The following is a 21,726-nucleotide window of genomic DNA, read 5'->3' as shown; positions in this document are numbered from 1 at the left end:
TGCACATGCCAACGCCGACAACCACTGCCTCGCCCCTGGTGCTGATCCTGGGGCTGGGCGTTTCTGGCCTGGCCATGGCGCGCTGGTGCGCCAGCCAGGGCCAGCGCGTGCGCGTGGCCGACACGCGCGCGGCCCCGCCCGGCCAGCAGGCGCTGCAGCAGCTGCCGGGCGTGGAGTGCCGCTTCGGCCAGCCGCTGCAGGCCCAGCTGCTGTGCAGCAGCGTGGGCCACGTCGAGGTCTCGGCCGTGTACTGCTCGCCCGGCCTGGCCCCGGCCGAAGTGGCCGCCGTGCGTGAGGCCGCAGCGCGCAGCGGCGTGTTCTTTGGCGGCGAGCTCGATCTGTTCACCCAGGCGCTGCGCCACTTGCGCCAGCAGCACCGCTACCAACCCCAGGTGCTGGCCATCACCGGCACCAATGGCAAAACCACAGTGACGTCGTTGACGGCCCAGCTGCTCGAGCGCGCCGGCCAGCGCGTGGCCGTGGCCGGCAACATCGGCCCCTCGCTGCTCGACACCTTGGCGCAATGCCTGGCCCAGGCCGAGGCCGCAGCGCAACAGGAAGAAGAGCAGCAAGGCCAGGCGCAGCCCGCGCCCGCAGCGCCCGCTGCCGAGCAGGAGGCTGGCGCGGGCATGGACGCTGGCGCCGAGTCAGAAGCCGATGCCGATACCGACACTGATGTCACCGACGCCGACGCCGACGCCGCGGCGCAGCCGCCCGCCGCAGCCGCGCAGCCCGGGCCCGACGCCCTGGCGCGCGCGCTGCCACAGACCTGGGTGCTGGAGCTGTCGAGCTTCCAGCTGGACTACAGCAGCGGCTTCGAGCCCACGGCCGGTGTGATCCTGAACATCAGCCAGGACCATCTGGACTGGCACGGCAGCCAACAGGCCTATGTGCAGGCCAAGGCCAAGGTCTATGGTCAGCAGGGCGTGGTCGTCATGAACCGTGACGACGCCGCCTTGATGGCCTTGCTGCCCGAGCTGACACCCGCGCCTGCAATCAAATCGCCCAAGGGCGGGCGGGCTGCGGCGCAGCGCCAGGTGCTGCACTTTGGCCTGCAAGCGCCGCAGCAATGGGGCGATTGGGGCGTGGTCGTGGAGCACGGCATGCCTTGGCTGGCGCGGGCCGTGGGCGAGGCGCCGCCCGCAGGCCGCAGCGGCCAGGGGCGCAAGGCCCAGGCGGGCGAATGGTTCGTGCAGCGGCTCATGCCCGCCGATGCGATGCGCATTCGCGGCCAGCACAACGTGGCCAACGCCCTGGCGGCGCTGGCGCTGGCCAGCGCCACGGGCGCGGCCCTGGCGCCCATGCTGCACGGCCTGCGCGAATACCGTGGCGAGCCGCACCGCGTGCAATCGCTGGGCCTGGTGCAGGGCGTGGAGTACATCGACGACAGCAAGGGCACCAACGTGGGCGCCACCGCTGCGGCGCTGTGCGGCCTGGCGCCCGATGCCCGCGCCAGCCGCCGGCTGGTGGTGATTCTGGGCGGATTGGGCAAGGGGCAGGATTTCGCGCCGCTGCGCGAGCCGGTGCGCCAGGCGGCGCGCGCGGTGCTGCTCATCGGCCAGGACGCGCCGGCCATTGCCCAGGCGCTGCACGATTGCGGCGTGCCGCTGGTGCACGCCGATGGCCTGCCCGAAGCCGTGGCCCAGGCCGCGGCGCTGGCGCAGCCCGGCGATGCCGTGTTGCTCTCGCCGGCCTGCGCCAGCATGGACATGTTCCGCGACTACGCGCACCGCGCCCAGGTGTTCGCCGACAGCGTGCAGGCGCTGGCGCTGGAGGCAGGGCAAAGCCTGGAGGCCTGGACATGAGCATGGCCACACCGAACAAGACAAGCGGCTGGCTGGAGCGCCTGGGCCTGCGCGGGCGCGAGCCGGGCGGCGCGCTGGAGCTGCCGGTGCGCTCGGCCGGGCTGGAGTACCGCTACACCACCTCGCCCAGGCCCGTGACCATCCAAAGCGTCGATCAGACCTTGCTGGGCGTGCTGGCGGGCATTCTGGCCTGGAGCCTGGTGATGGTGTATTCGGCCTCGATCGCGCTGGCCGACAACCCGCGCTTTGGCGGCATCAGCAACGAGTTCTTCCTGATTCGTCACGCCGTCTCCATGATCGTGGCGCTGGTGGCCGCCATCGCGGTGTTTCAGATCCCGATGCAAACCTGGCGCGCCAGCGCCATCTGGCTGCTGCTGGGCACGCTGGCGCTGCTGGCGCTGGTGCTGGTGCCGGGGCTGGGCATTTCCGTCAACGGCGCGCGGCGCTGGCTGCCGCTGGGCGTGATGCGCTTTCAACCCTCGGAGCTGGCCAAGCTGGCCGTGGTGATCTACGCGGCCGACTACATGGTGCGGCGCATGGACGTGCGCGAAGACTTTTTCCGCGCGGTGGCGCCCATTGGCGCGGCCGTGGGGCTGATTGGCTTTTTGCTGCTGGCCGAGCCGGACATGGGCGCCTTCGTGGTCGTGGCGGTGATTGCCGTGGGCATTCTGTTCCTGGGCGGGGTGAACCTGCGCGGCTTCTTGCTGATGCTGCTGGTGCTGGGCCTGGCCTTCATGTTCATCATCTGGACTTCGCCCTGGCGGCGCGACCGCATCTTTGCCTACCTCGACCCCTGGGCCGAGGAGCACCGGCTCGGGCGCGGCTACCAGCTCACGCACTCGCTGATCGCCTTTGGCCGTGGCGAGGGCTGGGGCGTGGGCCTGGGCGGCAGCGTGGAGAAGCTGCACTGGCTGCCCGAGGCGCACACCGACTTCATCCTGGCCGTGATCGGCGAGGAGTTCGGCCTGCTGGGCGTGGCGGTGCTCATTGCCGTGTTCTTCTGGCTCACGCGCCGCATCATGGTCATCGGCCGTCAGGCCGTGGCGCTGGACCGCATTTTTGCCGGCCTGGTGGCGCAGGGCATCGGGCTGTGGATTGGCTTTCAGTCGGTCATCAACATCGGCGTGAACCTGGGCGCGCTGCCCACCAAGGGGCTGACGCTGCCGCTGATGAGCTTTGGCGGCTCGGCCGTGCTGCTGAACCTGGTGGCCATGGCCGTGGTGCTGCGGGTGGATTATGAAAACAGGCTTTTGATGCAGGGCAGAAGACTCGACGCACAAAGCCGGGGGGAGAGGGCAACATGAGTGCAGCGGGTAAAAGAGTACTCATCATGGCCGGCGGCACGGGCGGGCACATCTTCCCGGGCATCGCCGTGGCCCAGGCGCTGCAGGCCAGCGGCTGGCAGGTGGCCTGGCTGGGCGGCACCGGCGGCATGGAGCACCAGTTGGTGCCCGGCTACGGGGTGGAGCTGCACACCGTGGCCTTTGCCGGCGTGCGCGGCAAGGGCGTCAAGCCCTTGCTGCTGCTGCCCTGGCGGCTGGGCTCGGCCTGGCTGCAAGCGCGGCGCCTGATGGCGCAGTTGCAGCCGCAGTTGGTGCTGGGCTTTGGCGGCTACATCAGCGTGCCCGGCGGCCTGGCCGCGCTCAGCCGCCGCATCCCGCTGGTGCTGCACGAGCAAAACGCCGTGCCCGGCCTGGCCAATCGCTTGCTGGCGCACGTGGCGCGCCTGACGTTCACGGCTTTTCCCAAGGCGCTGCGCGGCGCGCAGTGGGTGGGCAACCCCTTGCGCGCCGAGTTCGCCCAGCAGGCCTCGCCGCGCAAGCGCTTTGCCCAGCGCGAAGGGCCGCTGCGCCTGCTGGTGATCGGCGGCAGCCTGGGCGCGCAGGCGCTCAACGACATCGTGCCGCGCGCGCTGGCGCTGATCCCCGCGCCGCAGCGCCCGCAGGTCACGCACCAAAGCGGCGCCAAGCAGCTCGAAGCGCTCAAGGCCAATTACGCCCAGGCGGGCGTCGAGGCCGAGCTGACGCCCTTCATCAAGAACACCGCGCGCGCCTATGCCGAGGCCGACTTGGTGCTGTGCCGCGCCGGCGCCAGCACCGTCACCGAGATCGCCGCCGTGGGCGCGGCGGCCTGCTTCGTGCCCTATCCGCACGCGGTGGACGACCACCAGACGGCCAACGCCAACTATCTGGTGGCCGAGGACGCGGCCTGGCTGGTGCAGCAAAACGCGCTCACGCCCCAGGCCCTGGCCGAGTTCATCCAGCGCCTGACGCGCGATGAATTGCGCGCGCGCGCCGCCAAGGCCCAGGCGCTGGCGAAAATGGATGCGGTCGAGCAGATCGTGCAGGCTTGCGAGGAGCTGGTCGAATGAAGCACGCCGTGCGCCAGATTCACTTCGTGGGCATCGGCGGCGCGGGCATGAGCCCGATCGCCGAGGTGCTGCACAACCAGGGCTACCTGGTCAGCGGCTCCGACCTGCAAGACAGCGCCACCGTGCGCCGCCTGCAGTCGCTGGGCATTCGCACCTTCATTGGCCACGATGCGGCGCAGGTGGCGCAGGCCGACGCCGTGGTCACCTCCACCGCCGTCAAGGCCGACAACCCTGAAGTCGTGGCCGCGCGCCAGCGCGGCATCCCGGTGGTGCCGCGCGCCATGATGCTGGCCGAGCTGATGCGCCAGCGCCAGGGCATTGCCGTGGCCGGCACGCACGGCAAGACCACCACCACCAGCCTGGTCACCAGCATCCTGATCGAGGCCGGGCTGGATCCGACCTTCGTCATCGGCGGGCGGCTGCACAGCGCCGGCGCCAATGCCCGCCTGGGCCAGGGCGATTACATCGTGGTCGAGGCCGATGAGTCCGACGCCTCCTTCCTGTGCCTGACGCCGGTGATGGCCGTCATCACCAACATCGACGCCGACCACATGGAAACCTACGGCCACGACCTGGGCCGCCTGCACCAGGCCTTCGTGGACTTTCTGCACCGCATGCCCTTCTACGGCACGGCCGTGCTGTGCAGCGACAACGAAGGCGTGCGCGCCATCCTGCCCCAGGTCAACTGCGCCGTGACCACCTATGGCCTGGACGAGGGCGCGCAGGTGCGCGGCGTCGATCTGCGCGCCGAGGGCACGCGCATGCACTTCACCGTGCAGCGCGGCCACGGCACGGCCCGCGCCCTGCCGGATTTGCCGGTCTGCCTGAATCTGCCGGGCGAGCACAACGTGCGCAATGCGCTGGCGGCCATTGCCATTGCCACGCAGCTGGGCGCAGGCGATGCGGCCATGCAGCGGGCGCTGGCGCAGTTCCAGGGCGTGGGCCGGCGCTTTCAACAGTACGGCGCGCTGCCCAGCGGGCGCGGCGGCGAGTTCGAGCTGGTGCAGGACTACGGCCACCACCCGGTGGAGGTGGCCGCCACCATTGCCGCAGCGCGCGGCGCCTTCCCGGGGCGGCGCCTGCTGGTGGCCTTTCAGCCGCACCGCTATTCGCGCACGCGCGATTGCTTCGAGGATTTCGTGCAGGCCCTGGGCGCGGCCGATGGCGTGTTCCTCACCGAGGTGTACGCCGCGGGCGAGGCGCCCATCGTCGCCGCCGATGGGCGCTCGCTGGCGCGCGCCATCCGCGTGGCCGGCAAGGTCGAGCCGGTGTTCGTCGAATCGGCGGCGGCGCTGGGCGAGGCCATCGAGGCCACGCTGGCCGATGGCGATGTGGTGGTCTTCATGGGCGCGGGCAGCATTGGCGCGGCCGCCGACGAGTGGGCCCAGCGCTTGCGGGCCAGGGCGGCGGCGCAAGGCATTGAAGTGGAGTCAAAACAATGAACAAGGATTTGGAGCTGAGCGTGGCCGATCTGGGCAAGGTGGCGGTGCTGATGGGCGGCACCTCGGCCGAGCGCGAGGTCTCGCTGATGTCCGGCCAGGGCGTGCTCAAGGCCCTGCGCGCGCATGGCGTGGACGCGCACGCCTTCGATACCGGCAAGCGCCCGCTGTGGGACTTGCGCCAGGAAGGCTTTGCGCGCTGCTTCATCGCGCTGCACGGCCGCGGCGGCGAGGACGGCACCATCCAGGGCCTGCTGGAGCTGCTGGGCATCCCGTATACCGGCCCGGGCGTGACGGCATCGGCCATGGCCATGGACAAGGTGCTGACCAAGCGCCTGTGGCAGGCCGAGGGGCTGGCCACGCCCGGCTGGCGTCTGGCCGATTCGCCCGCTGCCGTGGCCCAGGCGCTTGAAGAGCTGGGCGCGCCCATGATCGTCAAGCCCGCGCGCGAGGGCTCGACCATCGGCCTGACCAAGGTCGTCAGCAACGCGCAGTGCGAGCAGGCCTATGCGCTGGCCGCGCGCTACGACGCGCAGGTGCTGTGCGAGCAGTTCATCGAGGGCGAGGAAACCACCTGCGCCGTGCTGCAGCTGCCCGGGCAGAAGGCGCGCGCGCTGCCGGTGATCCGCATCGTCGCGCCCGGCGGCAACTACGACTACGAGAACAAGTATTTCGGCGAGGCCACGCAGTACTACTGCCCCAGCGGCCTGCCTGCGCAGCTGGAAGAGCAGATCCAGCGCATGAGCCTGCAGGCCTACCAGTCGCTGGGCTGCCGCGGCTGGTCGCGCGTGGACGTGATGATCCGCGAGAGCGATGGCAAGCCCTTTTTGCTGGAGATCAACACCTCGCCTGGCATGACTGGTCACTCGTTGGTGCCGATGGCCGCACGCGCTGCAGGCATCAGCTATGAGGACTTGTGCCTGCAAATCCTGCTGGCGGCGCGCTGCGATGGCGCAGCGCCCCGCCAGCAGCTGGACGAAAGGACTGCCACGGTATGAGCGCCACCCAGCTGCCACCAGTGGACGTGCGCCTGATGAACGCCACGGCTTCGTTGGTGTTCCTGGGCGTGTTCGCCTTGGCCTGCGCGGCGCTGGTGGCCTGGCTGCTGCGCAACCCCGCCTTTGCCATTGCGCAGGTGGTGGTGCACGGCAACCCGCAGCACAGCAGCGCCGTGAGCCTGCGCGCCAATGTGCTGCCGCAGCTGCAGGGAAATCTGTTCACGCTGAACCTGGCGCTGGCCAAGCAGGCCTTCGAGCAAATGCCCTGGGTGCGGCAGGCCGAGCTGCGCCGGGGCTTTCCGAACACGCTGGAGGTGGTGCTGCAAGAGCACCAGCCCGTGGCGATGTGGGACGGCTCGGACGCCCAGGCCATGCTCAACAGTTTTGGCGAAGTGTTTGAGGCCAACCGTGGCGAGGTCGAGCACGAGAACCTGCCGCGTCTGGCTGGCCCGGATGGGCAGTCGCAGCAGGTGCTGGCGATGTATCGCTATCTGGCGCAGCTGTTGCAACAGCGCCAGCCGACTACGCAGACCGCACAGGCTGTGGCGTTGTACCTGACGCCGCGCGGCAACTGGCAGCTGTTTCTGGATAACGGCGCGCAGCTGGAGCTGGGCGCTGGCGAGCAGGCCCAGGTCGGCGCCCGGCTGCTGGATTTCATCGACACCTTGCCGCAGGCCCTGGGACCGCTGGGCGTCAAGCCTGGCGCGCTGGAGTATGCCGATCTGCGGCACAGCAACGGCTATGCCATCCGCCTGCGCGGCGTGGCCACACAGCCCGAGACGCGTGCGCAGGGCAAGTGAGGGGGCCGGGGCATGGGCAATGGATCAACCGACACGAAATGGACACTGGCCGCAAAGGCCTGATGAAAATGGCTAAGGAATACAGAGACGTCATCGTGGGGCTGGACATCGGCACGGCCAAGGTCATGGCGGTGGTGGCCGAGGTGCAGGAGGGCGGCCAGCTGCGCTTGGCCGGGTTTGGCGCTGCGCCCAGCAATGGGCTCAAGCGCGGCGTGGTGGTCAACATCGAGGCGACGGTGCAAAGCATCGAGCAGGCGCTGCGCGAGGCCGAGATGATGGCCGACTGCAAGATCCAGCGCGTCTACACCGGCATCACCGGCAGCCACGTGCGCGGCTTCAACTCCAGCGGCATGGTGGCCATCAAGGACAAGGAGGTCTCGCAGGCCGACATCAGCCGTGTGCTGGAAACCGCCAAGGCGGTGCACATCCCTTCCGACCAGCGCCTGCTGCTGGTGGCCTCGCAGGAGTTCGTCATCGACGGCCAGGAGGTCAAGGAGCCCATCGGCATGAGCGGCCTGCGCCTGGAGGCCAAGGTGCACATCGTCACCGGCGCGCAAAGCGCGGCCGAAAACATCATCAAGTGCGTGCGCCGCTGCGGGCTGGAAGTTGACCAGCTGGCGCTCAATCCGCTGGCTTCCAGCCTGTCGGTGCTCACCGACGACGAGCGCGAGCTGGGCGTGGTGCTGGTGGACATCGGCGCGGGCACCACGGATGTGTCGATCTTCTCGGGCGGCTCGATTCGCCACACCGCCGTGATCCCGATCGCGGGCGATCTGATCACCAGCGACATCGCCATGGCGCTGCGCACCCCCACCAAGGACGCCGAGGACATCAAGGTCGAAAACGGCTGCGCCAAGGCCATGCTGGCCGATCCGGATTCGCAGGTCGAAGTGCCTGGCTTGGGCGACCGCGGCCCGCGGCTGATCAACAAGCAGGCGCTGGCCGGCGTGATTGAGCCGCGCGTGGAGGAGATCTTCTCGATCGTGCAGCAGGTGATCCGCGAGTCCGGCTACGAGGAGCTGCTGTCCTCGGGCGTGGTGCTCACCGGCGGCTCCTCGGTCATGCCCGGCATGGTCGAGCTTGGCGAGGACATCTTCCTCAAGCCCGTGCGCCGGGGCGTGCCCAACTACGACGGCCCACTGGCCGACATGATTGCCCAGCCGCGCGCGGCCACCGTCATGGGCTTGCTCGAAGACGCGCGCATCGAGCGCACGCGCGGCTACAAGGTCGCCACCAAGAGCGGGCCGGTCAAGAACCTGCTGGCGCGCATTCGTGACTTCATCGCGGGGAATTTCTGACATGGCGCCACCCATTCCCATCCCCCGCAAGCTGTTGCGCTGGTTCCTGCGCAAGCGCGGCCGCCGGCGCTGGCGGCTGCCTACAGATTGCAACCGCTGGCGCGGCGATGCCGTTTTCAGGCATCGCCACGGCCCCATTCATTTTTGTTTTGGTTTTGATTTCACCCCATCCCCCAACCCGCAAGGAGAAACACTATGAGCATCGAAATGATCGACAACGAATCGTTCACCCAAGGCACACGCATCAAGGTACTGGGCGTGGGCGGCGGTGGCGGCAACGCCGTGCAGCACATGATCGAGAACAACGTGCAGGGGGTGGAATTCATCTGCGCCAACACCGATGCACAGGCGCTCTCGCGCAGCTCGGCCGCGCGCATCATCCAGCTGGGCACCAACGGCCTGGGCGCGGGCAGCAAGCCCGAGCAGGGGCGGGAGGCTGCGGTGCTGGCGGAGTCGGAAATCCGCCGCGCCATCGAGGGGGCCAACATGCTCTTCATCACCGCAGGCATGGGCGGCGGCACGGGCACGGGGGCAGCGCCAGTGATCGCGCGCGTGGCCAAGGAGATGGGCATTCTCACCGTCGGCGTGGTCACCAAACCTTTCGACTGGGAAGGCCCGCGTCGCATGAAGAATGCCGATGCCGGCCTGGACGAGCTCGAGCGCAATGTGGACTCGCTGATCGTGGTGCTCAATGAAAAGCTGTTGACCGTCTATGGCGACGACATCACGCAGGATGAGGCCTTTGGCTTTGCCAACGACGTGCTGCGCAACGCCGTGGGCGGCATCGCCGAGATCATCAACGAGCACGGCCACGTCAACGTGGACTTTGCCGACGTCAAGACCGTGATGAGCGAGCCGGGCAAGGCCATGATGGGCACTGCCAGCGCCTCCGGTCCGGACCGCGCGCGCATCGCCGCCGAGCAGGCCATTGCCTGCCCGCTGCTCGAAGGCATCGACCTCTCGGGCGCCAAGGGCATTCTGGTGCTGGTCACGGCCGCGCGCGGCAGCCTCAAGCTGTCCGAGTCCAAGCTGGCCATGAGCACCGTCAACGCCTATGCCAGCGACGATGCCCACGTCATCTACGGCGCAGCCTACGACGACAGCCTGGGTGACGAGCTGCGCGTGACCGTCGTGGCCACCGGCCTGGTCAACCACCAGCAGCGCCGTCAGAACCTGACCATGGTGCAAAGCACGCTGCGCACCGGCACGGACAACCTGCCGCTGCAAGGCATGCAAGGCATGGTGCGCGGCGGCGGCCTGGCCGGCGGCGCGGCCGTGCCCATGCGCAGCAGCCAGCTCAACAACCTGGCCGTGCCCACGGCTTGGCGCACCTCACGCGGCAGCGATGCCAGCGCCGCCGCCGCGCGCGTGGATGCCATGTCCTCCAGCGGCATGGACGACGTGGAAATCCCCGCCTTCCTGCGCAAACAGGCCGACTAAAGCCCGTGCTTGGTTTGTGAAGGAGTGCCGTCCCCGGCAGCAGCCGGGGACGGCCCTGGCAGGCCCACAGCGGCCAATACCGTTTTTCAATAGAATGCGCGCCCATGCTAGCCCAGAGAACCATCCAGACCCTGATCCGAGCCGTGGGCGTTGGACTACACAGCGGCCAACGGGTCGAGCTGACTCTGCGCCCCGCGCCAGTGGGCACGGGCATCGTCTTCACACGCATCGACCTGCCCGAGCCTGAGCCCGTGCCGGTTTCGGCCCAGGCCGTGTTCGACACGCGCCTGGCCTCCACCATTGGCCGGGAGGGTGCGCGCATCAGCACAATCGAACACATCATGTCCGCCTGCGCAGGGCTGGGCATCGATAACCTCTACATCGACCTTACGGCCGAGGAAGTGCCCATCCTCGATGGCTCTGCCGCTGGCTTTGTGTACCTGTTGCGCAAGGCGGGCATCGCCTTGCAGGGCGCACCCAAGCAATTCGTGCGCGTGCGCAAACCCGTCGAAGTGCGCACCGAGTCACTGGGCGAGCGCAAATGGGCCCGGCTGGAGCCCTACCACGGCTACCGCCTGAGCTTCGAGATCGACTTCAGCCACCCGGCCGTGGACTCCACCGGCCAATGCGTGAGCTTCGACATGGGCCAGGGCAACTACGCCCGCGACATCGCCCGCGCGCGCACCTTCGGCTTTACGCGCGATGTGGAAATGCTGCGCGCCAACGGCCTGGCGCTGGGCGGCGGCTACGACAACGCCATCGTCATGGACGACTACAAAGTCCTGAACCAGGACGGCCTGCGTTACGACGACGAATTCGCGCGCCACAAGATCCTGGACGCCATCGGCGACCTCTACATCCTGGGCAAGCCCCTGTTGGCTTCCTACAGCGCCTACCGCTCCGGCCACGCCATGAACAACCAGCTGCTGCACGCACTGCTGGCCGACGAGCAGGCCTGGGAGTTGGTGAGCTTCGGCGACGAAAAGCAAGCCCCGCAGGGCTTCGCGCTGTCCAGCCTGGCTTGGTAGCCCAGGCGCTCATTCCTTTTCGATCCTTTTGCTCCCCCGCGCGACAGGCAAGCGGGGCGGGTTTCGCTCGCCTGAATTTTTGCGCTGCCTGGCCCGGCAAGCGCTGCGCACATCCGACAAGTGATGCTTGCAGCTTTTTGTTACGTAACAGTCCTTGATGGATTGTGAACTGCTGCATTCCTGCCGTAGCTGATATTCGGCTTTCATAGAATTTTCAGCCACTACCGCTTCCCGTGTGGTGTCCGGGTGGGTTTTGCCCGAGCTCTCAGGCAAGGCCATGGGCCGCACGCATATTGCAATAACAAGGAGTGAAGGAAATGCAGAGAAGAGTGAGTCAAGTCAAGCGACGGCGCCTGCCCGCCAGGGCCAAGGGATGGCTGCTGGGGGCAGCCAGCTTGGCAGTGGCCTGCGCGGTGCAGGCAGGCGGAGCCAACACTCAGAGGGAGCTCAATCCCACTGGCGGTCAGCAGCCCCAGGGCGCTGACGGGCTGCGTTGGATGATTGGCAGCAACAGCCAGATTCAGGTCTGGCTCAATGGTGAGGGGCAGGTTTACTTGCCCGGCAATACGCCCACTAATGGACGCCTCTTTAATAGCGTCTTCTTGCGCGTGGATCGGGGTAGCGATGCGCAAACGCGCGTCTATCACAACTCCAATACCAATACCGATGTGGGCTACCAGTTCACGCAAGTGTCGCAAAGCGCGGTCTCTGGCGCTGGCACCAGCGCCTCGCCCTGGGCTGTGACCTCGGTGCTCAAGCCAGCGGAGGCGGCCGATGCCGGCATCACGCTGACGGTCCGTGACGAATACGTGGCCCCCGAGCTGTGGATCAAGCGCCGTCTGTCGCTCTCGGGCCTGCCCGCCAGCGGCGCCAGCGTCAAGCTCTACCAGAATATCGACACCTATTTGCTTGGATATGATGTCGGGCCAGGGATCGTGCGCACGGCCGCCTGGAACACTACGGGCGTGCCCGATCTGGTCGGGGTGACGCGAGATGCCCAGTTCGAGGCTCTATGGCATACGCCAAGCTCGAACACGCCGCTGTGGGATCGCTATTTCTCTGGCTATTATGCAAATGCGGGCTACCAGATCTGCTCGGGCACCAGCGTCAGCGCTCCTTGCAAGACCGGTACAGGCGATTTGAGTAACGAGGTTGATACCGGCGCAGCCACCGACAACGGCATTGCCGTGCAGTGGAACGTGCCGGCGGGCGCGCCCCAATTTGAGGTCGAATACATGATCAGCTTCGCGCAAAGCGCGGTGGATCTGACCAAGGCCTTTGCACCCGCAGTCATCAATGCCGGTCAGGTCTCGAAGCTGACCTTCAACATCAACAACCGCACCACCTCAGACGTCAGCGGCATTGGCTTTACCGACAACCTGCCCGCTGGCGTGAAGGTGGCGGCCACGCCCAATGTGCAGACCAACTGCCCGGCCGGCGGCGCCATGGGGGCCTTGCCAGCGGGCATGACGGTCAATGCCGCGGCCGGGGCGGGCAGCATCGTGGTCGGCGGCGCCAGCGTGGCCGCTGCGGCCTCCGCCGGTGCGGAGAGCACCTGCCAAGTGGCCGTGGACGTGACCTCGGACGTGCCCGGCAGCCACACCAATGGCACGGCCAATATCACGAATCTGAGCAACGTGGCCAATTTCGTTGGCAGTCAGGTGCTGCGCGTCAATGGGGCGGCAGCGGCCATTGATGCCGTGGACGATGCGGGCGCGGCCACGGTGGCAGGCGGCGTGGCCGTGGCCAATGTGCTGGCCAACGACACTGTCAATGGCGCTCCGGCCAGCCTGGGCGCGGTAACGCTCAGCCAGGTGAGCAGCTCCAATCCTGGGGTGACGCTCGATGCCGCCACAGGCGCAGTCCAGGCGGCAGCTGGCCTGCCAGTGGGCGCGCATACGCTGCAATACCGCATCTGCGCCACGGGCGGCGCTCCGTGTGACACGGCAACGGTGACCGTGACCATCGGCAGCGCTGGGCCAACCAACATCGTCGCCCAGCCCGATCAGGTGCGCGTGTTCGAAGGGGCAACGGGTGTGGTATTGGCCAGCGTGCTGGGCAATGACACGCTGGGCGGTAACCCTGTGCAGCTGGCGCAGGTGGTGCTGACGCAGCGTTCCAGCAGCCACCCCGACCTGAGCCTGGATCCGGCCACAGGCAGTGTCCGCATGGCATCGCCCCTGGGCGTTGGCAGCTACACCTTGGTCTATCGCGTGTGTCATGCCCTGGCGCCGAACTGTGCCGAGGCGACGGTGACGGTGGTGGTGGCCTCGCTCATTGTTGGGCCCTCGACGACGCCGGTGCCGGTCAATGCGCCGCTGGGGCTGCTGCTGCTGGCCAGCGCTCTGGCCTTTCTGGGGGTGCGGCGCATGCGCTAACGCGCCGTAGGGCCTGTGCCTGCTGCCAGAGGAGGCCGGCACAATCGCAGCTTGAACCGCCTATGGGAGGTATGGCCCGTAGGCGGCTTTTTTCATGGAGTCCGCCGCTTTGCCCATGCTGGCAACCTGCACTGCTTTTCCGCCCATCCCAAAATCATTTGTTGCTCGCTGGCTCCGAGGTTTTACACAGGGCCTGAGAGTTTGCAGAGGTTTCATAAGGTTACGGCTACACTATCCGCCATTTCGGCTCTGCTACGGTTGACGGTGCCGAATCCAGTTGCATTTGCAAGGGAGCTTTTTAATCATGTGGATTGGAGTCAGAAAGCGTTTCAGCGCTTCTTTCCGCTGTCACAGAAAGCAGTTGGCGGCGCTGTCGCTGCTGGTGCTGGGCAGCGCGTGGTCAAGCCAGGCTTTGGCCGGGCTGAGCGTTGCTGTTGCCAAGGTGCACGATGGCACCGGCAGCTGTGCATTGGATGCGGATGTCAACAACGGCGTGCTGTGTACCAATGACGAGGCGCGCTACAAGGTGGATTACCAGATTTCGCCGCCGCCTGGGGCGCAGGACAACGTCCGCATCACGGTGAGCCTGCCTGCCACGGAGCCGTTCCGCTTTGCCCCCACCAGCGGCGGCTTGGCCGCCTGCCGCAATGCCACCAGTGCCCTCAGCGCCGATGGCCGCACGGTGGACTGCCTGCTGGCCGGCAGCGGCGCCAATCCGCCCAATGGCCCTATTGCCAACCAGTCCGGCACGCTGTTCTTTGATGTCACCACCAACAGCCAGGCCCAGAACGGCAGCGTGCTGAGCAGCGTCGCCGGTAAGATCGTGTCCGATCAGGATGCCGCTGGCGCCAGCGGTACCGCGCCTGGCGTGACCGTGGTGGCCAAGCCGCAGATCGATTTGGTCAAGCGCTTCATCGACAGGCTCGGGGCCATGGACAAGCCCGCTGGTTGCAACTCCCCCGCCACCGGCAAGGGGGTGGCGCTGATCTACACCGTGGCCTTGAACATCCCGGAAACCAAAGGCCATGAATCGCTGAGACAGGGCTGGAGCTACACCGACGATCTCAGCGGCCTGGGGCCGGACGCCTGTGTATACGAGGTGAAAAGCTACCGCGAGCGCAACGGCAACACCTTCCCCGCTGGCGGCGTGCCGGGCACCACGCCGGTGGATGCTGGCACTGGCTCCTATGCCTATAGCCAGACTGGCAACACGGTCACCGTCACCGCCTCCACCACCAATCCGCCGCTGACTTCGGGCGAGATCACGGCACCCTGGGCGGCTGCGACCAATGCCACGGCGCTGCACTACATCCGCGTCTGGGTCCCCAAGGACACGGTGACCGACAACGGCAACAGGTGCCAGTATTCGCCGAAGAACGAGATCGCGGAGTTCACCGCCCCGGGCCTGTCGGGCGTACCCAACGGCAGTGATGAGCCCGCCAACAACGTGGTGGTGACCAACAACATCAACGTTTGTTCGGGCGCCTTCGAGAAGCTGTTCTACGCCACGAGCAAGGGCCGCTCCGCGCCGCTGATCCACGCGCCCTCCAACCGCATGAGCAATGACATGATCGGGCCGGGCGATTTCATCGATTCCTACCTGCTCTGGAGCAACACCGGGCTCAGTGCCGTCCAGGTTTCGCTGTGCGACCACTGGGACAACCGCAAACTGCGGCTCGACCTGTTCGACCCCTCCGTACACGGGATCTGGGTGCCGCCGCCGAGCAATCCTGCCGTAGGCGCCAACAGCCCCTACCGCTGGAAAAAGCTCCCCACCATCAGCAGCAACACTGATTACAGCCCCGGCTACGCCCACTTCTACAGGGACTCGGGCGCCGCGGGTGGCGTCAGCTCGGCCAGTGTGCAGCCTGAGGATGAAGAAGTCCAGTTCGGCTTCTCCGCCTTTGGCAACGGCGACGAAACGATGCTGCGCGATGCGAGCTGCAACGATGGCGACTCCACGCTGAGCGCCGTCGCCGCCGCTGCCGGCGTGGCGACCACCGGCATTCTGCCTTCCGGCTGGATCACCCAGAGCGCGCTGGAGGCCAACCCGGCGCTGGTGCCGTTCATCAACTCGGCCCGCCTGCTCAATGCCAACGTTCCCGCAGGCGGTCGCGTCCAGATGTTCGTGCACCTGAACACGCTGCCCGCGAACCCGGATGATGGCGCTACCTGGCCCGATGGCAGCATCATCCCCAACTACGGCTTGCAGCAAAGCTCGGTCGCATCCGGCTTCGAGCCCGGCACCCTCAACTGGATGCATTCCAGCCGTGCCTTCATGGGCAATGACCCGAATGCCACGCTGCTGTCTTCGCACAATGCCGCTTGCGATCCCGCCAGCGCCACCGACCCGGCCCGCTATTGCGACGATAGCTACAGCGACCGCCTGCGCCTGTCCACGCAGTCCGTCAGCATCCGCAAAGGCATTGAGGGCGTTGACCCCGCTGGCGGCCCGGCGGCCGACAACCCGGTCGTGCCCAAGACCAAGGGCCAGATCGTGACCTACCAACTGTGGCCGCGCCTGGTGTCGAACCAGCCGAATGTGACCATCCCGAACGACCTGATCCTGACCGACACCATCCCGGCGGGCATGCGCTTTGTCAGCGGCTCGCTCAAATGGGGCGGCGCGCCTGTGCCGGCGGGCAATTTCCATCTGGACGACCAGTCGGCCACCTTCGCTGCCTCCACCCTCCAGATCCGCCTGCCGAACGTGAACGCCAGCAACCCGGCGGCAGACATCGCCGTGATCGAGTTCCAGGCGGAAATCATGCTCGATGCGCCGGGCAACATCCCCAATGCCTCGCTGATCAACCAGGTTGAGATCCGTGGCTGCGCCCCCGGAGCCAGCGTCGCGGGCGGCGCACTGAGCTGCGCCAACCAGACCGCGGCCCAGCGCCTGGCCGAGCGGCAAGCCACGCGCACCGTGCGCCTGGGCGCCATCGACGGCCTGGTGGTGCAAAAGTCGGTGATTGGCGACGCCCTCAAGCAAATCGGCTCGGGCTTCACCATGGAGCTGCGCTACCAGAACGTGGGCAACGAAACGGTGCATGAGCACCGCCTGATCGACGTGCTGCCCTACAACGGCGAGCCGCCGCGCGGCGGCACCCGCTTCAGCGGCACTCGCCCCATCGCCCAGGTGCGCGCGCCTGCGGCGACGGGCTACGCGGTCTATTACACGAGCGACGAGCCGGGCACCATCAACCGCAACCCCAAGTGCCCCAGCAACATCACCGCCGTCACTGGCAATTGGCCCGCGTACGCGCCAGGCGTGCCCGCGGCGGCAGCCGGCTGCGCCCACAACAGCGGCAGCACCAACTGGGTGCTGGCAACCCAGGCCGGCGCGAACTGGACGGTGCCAGCGGATGCCACCGCGCTCTTGATGAAAGACACCGAGCACTTTGCCTCGGGCGCAGCCAGCAGGGCCTTCCAGCTCGACTTCAATACGCCCGGCTCGCGCCATGACGACGTGTATGCCAACAACTTCAGCGGCGCCCACGGCAGCCTGGGCACGGCGGTGCAGGAGGGCACGGGCGCGCGCTTTGACGTGACCTCCAACAACGTGCAGGTGAAGGTGTTTGCATCGAGCATCCAGGGCACGGTCTTCGCCGACCCGGATGGCAATGGCGCCAGCGCCGGCTTTGACCCGGCTGGCGGCGACACCGGCCTGGGCGGCCAGACCGTGACCTTGCAGCGCGCTGGCATGGCCGACCGCAGCGCAGTGACGGCCACGGCCGACATTGCCGCTGGCAAGTTCTACAACCCGGCCGATGGCAGCGCCTCCGACACTGCCGGCCCCGGCCTGTGCCCGGTGCCGGCCGCCGGCCTGGCCGTGGGGCAGTACCTGTTCTGCGACCTGGAAGCGGGTCAATACACGCTGCTCGAAACCCAGCCTGCAGGCTATGAAACCACCGGCAACAAGGCCGGCACGGCGGGCGGCGCGGTCGCTGGCGACACCATCAGCGCCATTGATTTGCCGGCCAACGATGGCAACAACCCCAACGCCAATGCCACCGGCTATGACTTCGGCGAGCGTGCGCTCACCTCGGTCACGGGCCGCGTCTATGTCGAAGGCAATGGCAACACCAGCGACGATGGCGATGCCACCGACCCAGGTCTTGGCGGCGTGACCGTCACCTTGGTCTACACGCCCCCGGGCGGCGGCGCTCCCGTGACGCTGAGCGCCACGACCGCAACGGACGGCAGCTATGCCTTCAGCGGCCTGCCGGTGGGCGCCACCAATGTGACCATCACCGAGAGTCAGCCCCCGGGCTTCGCGAATGCCTACAACACTGCAGGCACGAACGGGGCCGTTGATGGCGGTGGCGGCGCGCCCGGCACGACCGACAACAGCGTGATCACCATTGCCACGCTGTTGGCCGGCGGCTCGCAAGGCAACAACTTTGCCGAGCAGGCGCTCACCTCGGTCACGGGCCGCGTCTATGTCGAAGGCAATGGCAACACCAGCGACGATGGCAACGCCACTGACCCTGGCATTGGCGGCGTCACCGTCACCCTGCGCTACACGCCTCCCGGCGGCGGCGCCCAGGTGACGCTGACCGAGACGACCACGGCCAACGGCAGCTACGTGTTCAACGGCCTGCCCGTGGGCGCGACCGACGTGAGCATCACGGAGAGCCAGCCCTCGGGCTACGAGAATGTCTACAACACCCCGGGCTCCAACGGCGCGGTCAATGGCGGCGACAACGCTGGCACCGCCACCGACAGCGTGATCACCATTGCGACGCTGGCGGCAGGCGGCTCGCAGAACAACAACTTTGCCGAGCAGCGCCAGACCACTTTGGTCTCTGGTCGTGTCTATGTCGAAAGCAATGGCAACATCAGCGACGATGGCAATGCCACCGATCCGGGCATTGGCGGCGTCACCGTCACCTTGGTCTACACGCCCCCCGGCGGCGGCGCGCCCGTGACGCTGAACACCACGACCGCAGCGGACGGCAGCTACACGTTTGGCAATCTGCCGGTGGGCGCGACCAATGTGACCATCACCGAGACCCAGCCCGCCAATTACCTGAACGTCTACAACACCCCAGGCACCAACGGTGCGGTCAACGGCGGAGACAACCCCGGCACCGCCACCAACAGCGTGATCACCATTGCGACCCTGACGGCAGGCGGCTCGACGGGCAACAACTTTGCCGAGCAGCACCAGAGCACCTCGGTCTCGGGCCGCGTCTATCGCGAAGGCAATGGCAACACAGCCGACGATGGCAACGCCACCGACCCTGGCATCAACGGCGTGACGGTCACGCTGCGCTACACGCCTCCGGGCGGTGGTGCGCCCGTTGAGGTCAGCGTCACGACCGGGCCGGATGGCAGCTACAGCTTCAACGACCTGCCGGTCGGCGCAACGGATGTGACCATCACCGAGAGCCAGCCCACGGGCTACGAAAACGCCTACAACACCCCAGGCACGAACGGGGCCGTTGATGGCGGTGGCGGCGCGCCTGGCACGACCGACAACAGCGTGATCACCATTGCGACCCTGACGGCAGGCGGCTCGACGGGCAACAACTTTGCCGAGCGGGGCGCGGTAAGCGATATGACCTCGGCCATTGCCTGCACGGTTTCTGGCACATCGGCAACGTGTGAACTGACCTGTACCAACAACGGGCCATCTGCGGCGCTGAATGCGACTTGTGGCTTCACTTCGGCGCTGCCCTCGGGCGTGACCGTGAGCTGCACACCCAACTCGCCGCAGGCCACGCTGGCCGTGGGGGAGAGCATTGTGTGCAAAACCAGCCCATTCCCGGTTCCATCCAGCCCGCTGGACGTGCATGGCGGCACTGGCGCTGACAACGACAGCAAGGGCGGCACCGATCCGGCCGCGGGCAACAATCCCTCGCGCACCACACTTGGGGCGCCAGCGCCCTCGACAGTGCCGGTGCCGACCCTGGGCCTGGGTGGCGTGCTGCTGCTGGCTCTGGCCTTGATGGTTGCAGCCGGCCTGCGCCGCCGCGTAGCCTGATGGGCTGAGCGCCATTGAAAACCAGGCGGCCCGTATGGGTCGCCTGGTTTTTTTGCGCGCATGAACACCTGCTCAAGATTCTCGGCGCGAGTGGGCAGTCAATCGGATTGGAATGTTTTATGACTTGCGGGCCACCTCATCTTGGGGCAGAGCCATTCGTAACGACTTTGGCGACAGGTGCGTAGTCCATCAAATGCCCACAGCCCCAAGTCAGCGATCCAGGATGCGCACCACCGCAATGAGCCCGTTGGGCAGATCAATGCAGCCGCCTGTGACGGCCCAAGCCCATAGGTGGTTTTTCACTGGGCTGCATCGTGTTGTTGCGGCGCGCCTTGCCAGTGCAGCAGATCCTGCAAATGCTCTTGCAGTGCGCCTGTGGCGCTGGCGGCGTTGAGGTGGTCGAAATACAGGTACCAGCCGCTGGCTTCAATGCCGGCCAGCAGGGCGTCGCGGGCTTGGGCGTTGTCAAAGCGCCAAATGCCCAGGAAGCGGTGCGCGCTGGCGTGCGGGGTATTCTTGGCGGTGGGCGCCAGGCTCAACAGCTCGATGCCTGCGCCAGCCAGGCCCTGCATGCCCTGATTGATCTGGTTCATGAATGCTTGCCTTTGTTCTGCAGGCAGGGCCAGCCATGTGGCGTTGGGGGTGTAAAGCTCGACGAGGTATTGCTGGGTCATGGGTCTTGTCCTCCAAAAAATCCAAACAGTTAGGGCCTGTTCACGCTATGCAAAGCAGGCGCTATGGGGCTTGTGCGGGCAGGCTGCGCTGGGCGCGCTGGCAGATGCGGGCCGTGGCCGGGCCTGGCGATTGCTGCAGCCATTGCTGGCACAGGGCGCGCACCCAGTCGGGCTGGTCCTTGGCCGCATCGTTGAGCCAGTTGGCCACCGAGTCCTGCACGTAGCGCGAGCCATCGGCGCGCAGCGGCTGCAGGATGGGCAGGGCGCGTTGCGGCGCTTGTTTGAGGGCGGCGATGTGTGCGCACCAGACGCCGCGCGGGCGCAGGGCTTCGCTGGCGAAGCGGCGCAGGTTTTCGCTGGGCTGTTGCGTCCAGTGCGCCAGTGCGGCGATGGCTGTATCCAGTTCGGCGGTCAGCCGAGGCCGCACGGCCAGCCAAGCCCACTCGCGCACGGCAAAGTGCGGGTCATCGGCCAGTGGGGCGATGGCGGTCAGCCGCTGCGGCAATGGCAGGCCGGGCTGGGCGCCGATCATGAAGCAGGCCCAGCCGCGTACGGTATCGCTGGGGTGCTGCTGGCAGCGTGCAATGCCATCTGGGCCCAGCGCGGCCAGCAGCGAGCTGGCCACCGCCTGCATGCGCTTGAGGACGCCCAACTGGCAGGCGGCGTCGATCTGGGCCAGGGCGGCTGCACTCAGCTCTGGCAAGGCGCTGCGGGCCAGCAGGCGCTGGTCCAGGGCCAGGGCTTCGGTCAGCGTGGCGCTGGCGGCTTCGCCGCGCGAGAGCGCCTGCAGCAACTCGGGCAGGATGTCGGCGGCGCGGGTGGCGCCCTTGCGCGCCGGGGCCTGGGTCATGGGGCGGCCTCCTGCATGGCGGCGGCGATTTTGCCCAGCAGGCGCTGGAGCTGCCCGCGCTCGGCGCTGTTGAGCGGGGCCAGCAGCTGGGCGATCCATTGGCTGTGCTGTGCGATCACCTTGCGGGCCGTGCGCCGCCCTTGGGCTGTGAGCACGATGCGCAGTGCGCGGCGGTCGTGGGCGTCGGGCTGGCGTTCGATCAGGCCCTCGCGCTGCAGCCCGTCGAGCAGGCCGGTGACGGTGGCGCGGCTGATGCCGGCCTGCTCGGCCAGGGCATTGGGCGCCAGCGCTGCGCCCTCTGCAGCGTCGAGCAGGAACAGCAGCACGAAGCGCCCTTCGGACAGGCCGTGCGGCGCCAACCGGGCGGCGCAGTCGCGGTCGATGGCGCTGCTCAGTGAGAGTAGCTCGAAGCACAGGCGCATGCTCTGCGCATCGGCCAGATCGCGCTGCTGGGCCTGGCCGAGCAGGGCCTGGTATTTTTTCTCAAGGCTAATCATGCGGCGTATTGTATGCCGGCTAATTATATGGGGTGTAATTTTTTGAGCGGGGCCGATGGATGCGCGGGGTGCCAGGCCAGAGGCCGGGCCTTTGCAAGGGCGTCATGCCAAGGCGCTTGCCCGGGCGCTTTGTTCGGATACTTTGTTTGGGCACTTTGCCGG

15 protein-coding genes are annotated in these 21,726 nt (G+C 67.3%); 12 read left to right on the top strand and 3 right to left on the bottom strand.

All coding sequences use genetic code 11. The features are described from left to right. Nucleotides 1-5: 5 nt before the first annotated feature. The 12 genes from CK625_RS07260 to CK625_RS07210 all read left to right on the top strand — a co-directional run bounded on the left by CK625_RS07260 (nt 6) and on the right by CK625_RS07210 (nt 19,543). Nucleotides 6-1,805 carry a Mur ligase family protein gene (locus tag CK625_RS07260; protein WP_095539715.1) on the top strand — a complete coding sequence of 600 codons (1,800 nt, stop codon included), beginning with the start codon at nt 6-8 and terminating at the stop codon, nt 1,803-1,805. 2 nt (nt 1,806-1,807) lie between these two features. Further along, the gene (gene ftsW, locus CK625_RS07255; protein ID WP_429001303.1) at nt 1,808-3,109 is read left to right on the top strand and encodes a putative lipid II flippase FtsW; all 1,302 of its coding nucleotides are present in this window, start codon (nt 1,808-1,810) and stop codon (nt 3,107-3,109) included. After that, a complete protein-coding gene (gene murG, locus CK625_RS07250; protein WP_095539608.1) occupies nt 3,106-4,176 on the top strand; it encodes an undecaprenyldiphospho-muramoylpentapeptide beta-N-acetylglucosaminyltransferase in 1,071 nt (356 codons plus the stop codon). The genes ftsW and murG overlap by 4 nt, the downstream gene beginning before the upstream one ends. Continuing rightward, a complete protein-coding gene (murC, locus tag CK625_RS07245) occupies nt 4,173-5,618 on the top strand; it encodes a UDP-N-acetylmuramate--L-alanine ligase (RefSeq protein WP_095539607.1) in 1,446 nt (481 codons plus the stop codon). Before murG ends, murC begins: the two co-directional genes overlap by 4 nt. Further along, nucleotides 5,615-6,613, top strand: a complete 999-nt coding sequence (locus CK625_RS07240; protein WP_095539606.1) for a D-alanine--D-alanine ligase — start codon at nt 5,615-5,617, stop codon at nt 6,611-6,613. Before murC ends, CK625_RS07240 begins: the two co-directional genes overlap by 4 nt. Beyond that, entirely contained in the window at nt 6,610-7,413 is an 804-nt protein-coding gene (locus CK625_RS07235) for a cell division protein FtsQ/DivIB (RefSeq protein ID WP_095539605.1), read from the top strand. The genes CK625_RS07240 and CK625_RS07235 overlap by 4 nt, the downstream gene beginning before the upstream one ends. A gap of 68 nt (nt 7,414-7,481) precedes the next feature. After that, complete coding sequence (gene ftsA / locus CK625_RS07230; RefSeq protein ID WP_095539714.1) at nt 7,482-8,711, top strand: cell division protein FtsA; 1,230 nt, start codon at nt 7,482-7,484, stop codon at nt 8,709-8,711. A 1-nt stretch (nt 8,712) separates the two neighbouring features. Next, nucleotides 8,713-8,910, top strand: a complete 198-nt coding sequence (locus tag CK625_RS13690) for a hypothetical protein (RefSeq protein WP_095549470.1) — start codon at nt 8,713-8,715, stop codon at nt 8,908-8,910. Next, nucleotides 8,907-10,151: a cell division protein FtsZ gene (gene ftsZ / locus CK625_RS07225; protein ID WP_095539604.1), complete on the top strand. Its 1,245-nt coding sequence runs from the start codon at nt 8,907-8,909 to the stop codon at nt 10,149-10,151. Before CK625_RS13690 ends, ftsZ begins: the two co-directional genes overlap by 4 nt. A 104-nt stretch (nt 10,152-10,255) precedes the next feature. Further along, entirely contained in the window at nt 10,256-11,179 is a 924-nt protein-coding gene (lpxC, locus tag CK625_RS07220) for a UDP-3-O-acyl-N-acetylglucosamine deacetylase (protein ID WP_095539603.1), read from the top strand. Between the two features lie 608 nt (nt 11,180-11,787). Further along, nucleotides 11,788-13,557, top strand: coding sequence for a hypothetical protein (locus CK625_RS07215; protein ID WP_143326218.1), 1,770 nt, complete (start codon nt 11,788-11,790; stop codon nt 13,555-13,557). Between the two features lie 361 nt (nt 13,558-13,918). Then, nucleotides 13,919-19,543 (top strand): MSCRAMM family protein, encoded by a 5,625-nt coding sequence (locus CK625_RS07210; protein WP_172425112.1) that lies wholly within the window; start codon nt 13,919-13,921, stop codon nt 19,541-19,543. 299 nt (nt 19,544-19,842) lie between these two features. Here CK625_RS07210 and CK625_RS07205 read toward each other — a convergent pair whose 3' ends face one another. From CK625_RS07205 to CK625_RS07195, 3 genes are all read right to left on the bottom strand, one after another. Then, nucleotides 19,843-20,217 (bottom strand): DUF6616 family protein, encoded by a 375-nt coding sequence (locus tag CK625_RS07205; RefSeq protein ID WP_095539600.1) that lies wholly within the window; start codon nt 20,215-20,217, stop codon nt 19,843-19,845. 61 nt (nt 20,218-20,278) lie between these two features. Beyond that, complete coding sequence (locus CK625_RS07200) at nt 20,279-21,067, bottom strand: HEAT repeat domain-containing protein (RefSeq protein WP_095539599.1); 789 nt, start codon at nt 21,065-21,067, stop codon at nt 20,279-20,281. Continuing rightward, complete coding sequence (locus tag CK625_RS07195) at nt 21,064-21,561, bottom strand: MarR family winged helix-turn-helix transcriptional regulator (RefSeq protein WP_095539713.1); 498 nt, start codon at nt 21,559-21,561, stop codon at nt 21,064-21,066. Before CK625_RS07195 ends, CK625_RS07200 begins: the two co-directional genes overlap by 4 nt. Between the last annotated feature and the right edge of the window lie 165 nt (nt 21,562-21,726).

Source organism: Vandammella animalimorsus (assembly GCF_002285265.1).
Lineage (GTDB): Bacteria > Pseudomonadota > Gammaproteobacteria > Burkholderiales > Burkholderiaceae_C > Lampropedia.
This window is presented reverse-complemented; position numbering and strand designations above follow the sequence as displayed.

Bases quoted from the DNA above. Each gene is read 5' to 3' on its own strand.
- CK625_RS07260 (WP_095539715.1), top strand. From the start codon at position 6: ATGCCAACGCCGACAACCACTGCCTCGCCCCTGGTGCTGATCCTGGGG.
- ftsW (WP_429001303.1), top strand. From the start codon at position 1,808: ATGGCCACACCGAACAAGACAAGCGGCTGGCTGGAGCGCCTGGGCCTG.
- murG (WP_095539608.1), top strand. From the start codon at position 3,106: ATGAGTGCAGCGGGTAAAAGAGTACTCATCATGGCCGGCGGCACGGGC.
- murC (WP_095539607.1), top strand. From the start codon at position 4,173: ATGAAGCACGCCGTGCGCCAGATTCACTTCGTGGGCATCGGCGGCGCG.
- CK625_RS07240 (WP_095539606.1), top strand. From the start codon at position 5,615: ATGAACAAGGATTTGGAGCTGAGCGTGGCCGATCTGGGCAAGGTGGCG.
- CK625_RS07235 (WP_095539605.1), top strand. From the start codon at position 6,610: ATGAGCGCCACCCAGCTGCCACCAGTGGACGTGCGCCTGATGAACGCC.
- ftsA (WP_095539714.1), top strand. From the start codon at position 7,482: ATGGCTAAGGAATACAGAGACGTCATCGTGGGGCTGGACATCGGCACG.
- CK625_RS13690 (WP_095549470.1), top strand. From the start codon at position 8,713: ATGGCGCCACCCATTCCCATCCCCCGCAAGCTGTTGCGCTGGTTCCTG.
- ftsZ (WP_095539604.1), top strand. From the start codon at position 8,907: ATGAGCATCGAAATGATCGACAACGAATCGTTCACCCAAGGCACACGC.
- lpxC (WP_095539603.1), top strand. From the start codon at position 10,256: ATGCTAGCCCAGAGAACCATCCAGACCCTGATCCGAGCCGTGGGCGTT.
- CK625_RS07205 (WP_095539600.1), bottom strand. From the start codon at position 20,217: ATGACCCAGCAATACCTCGTCGAGCTTTACACCCCCAACGCCACATGG.
- CK625_RS07200 (WP_095539599.1), bottom strand. From the start codon at position 21,067: ATGACCCAGGCCCCGGCGCGCAAGGGCGCCACCCGCGCCGCCGACATC.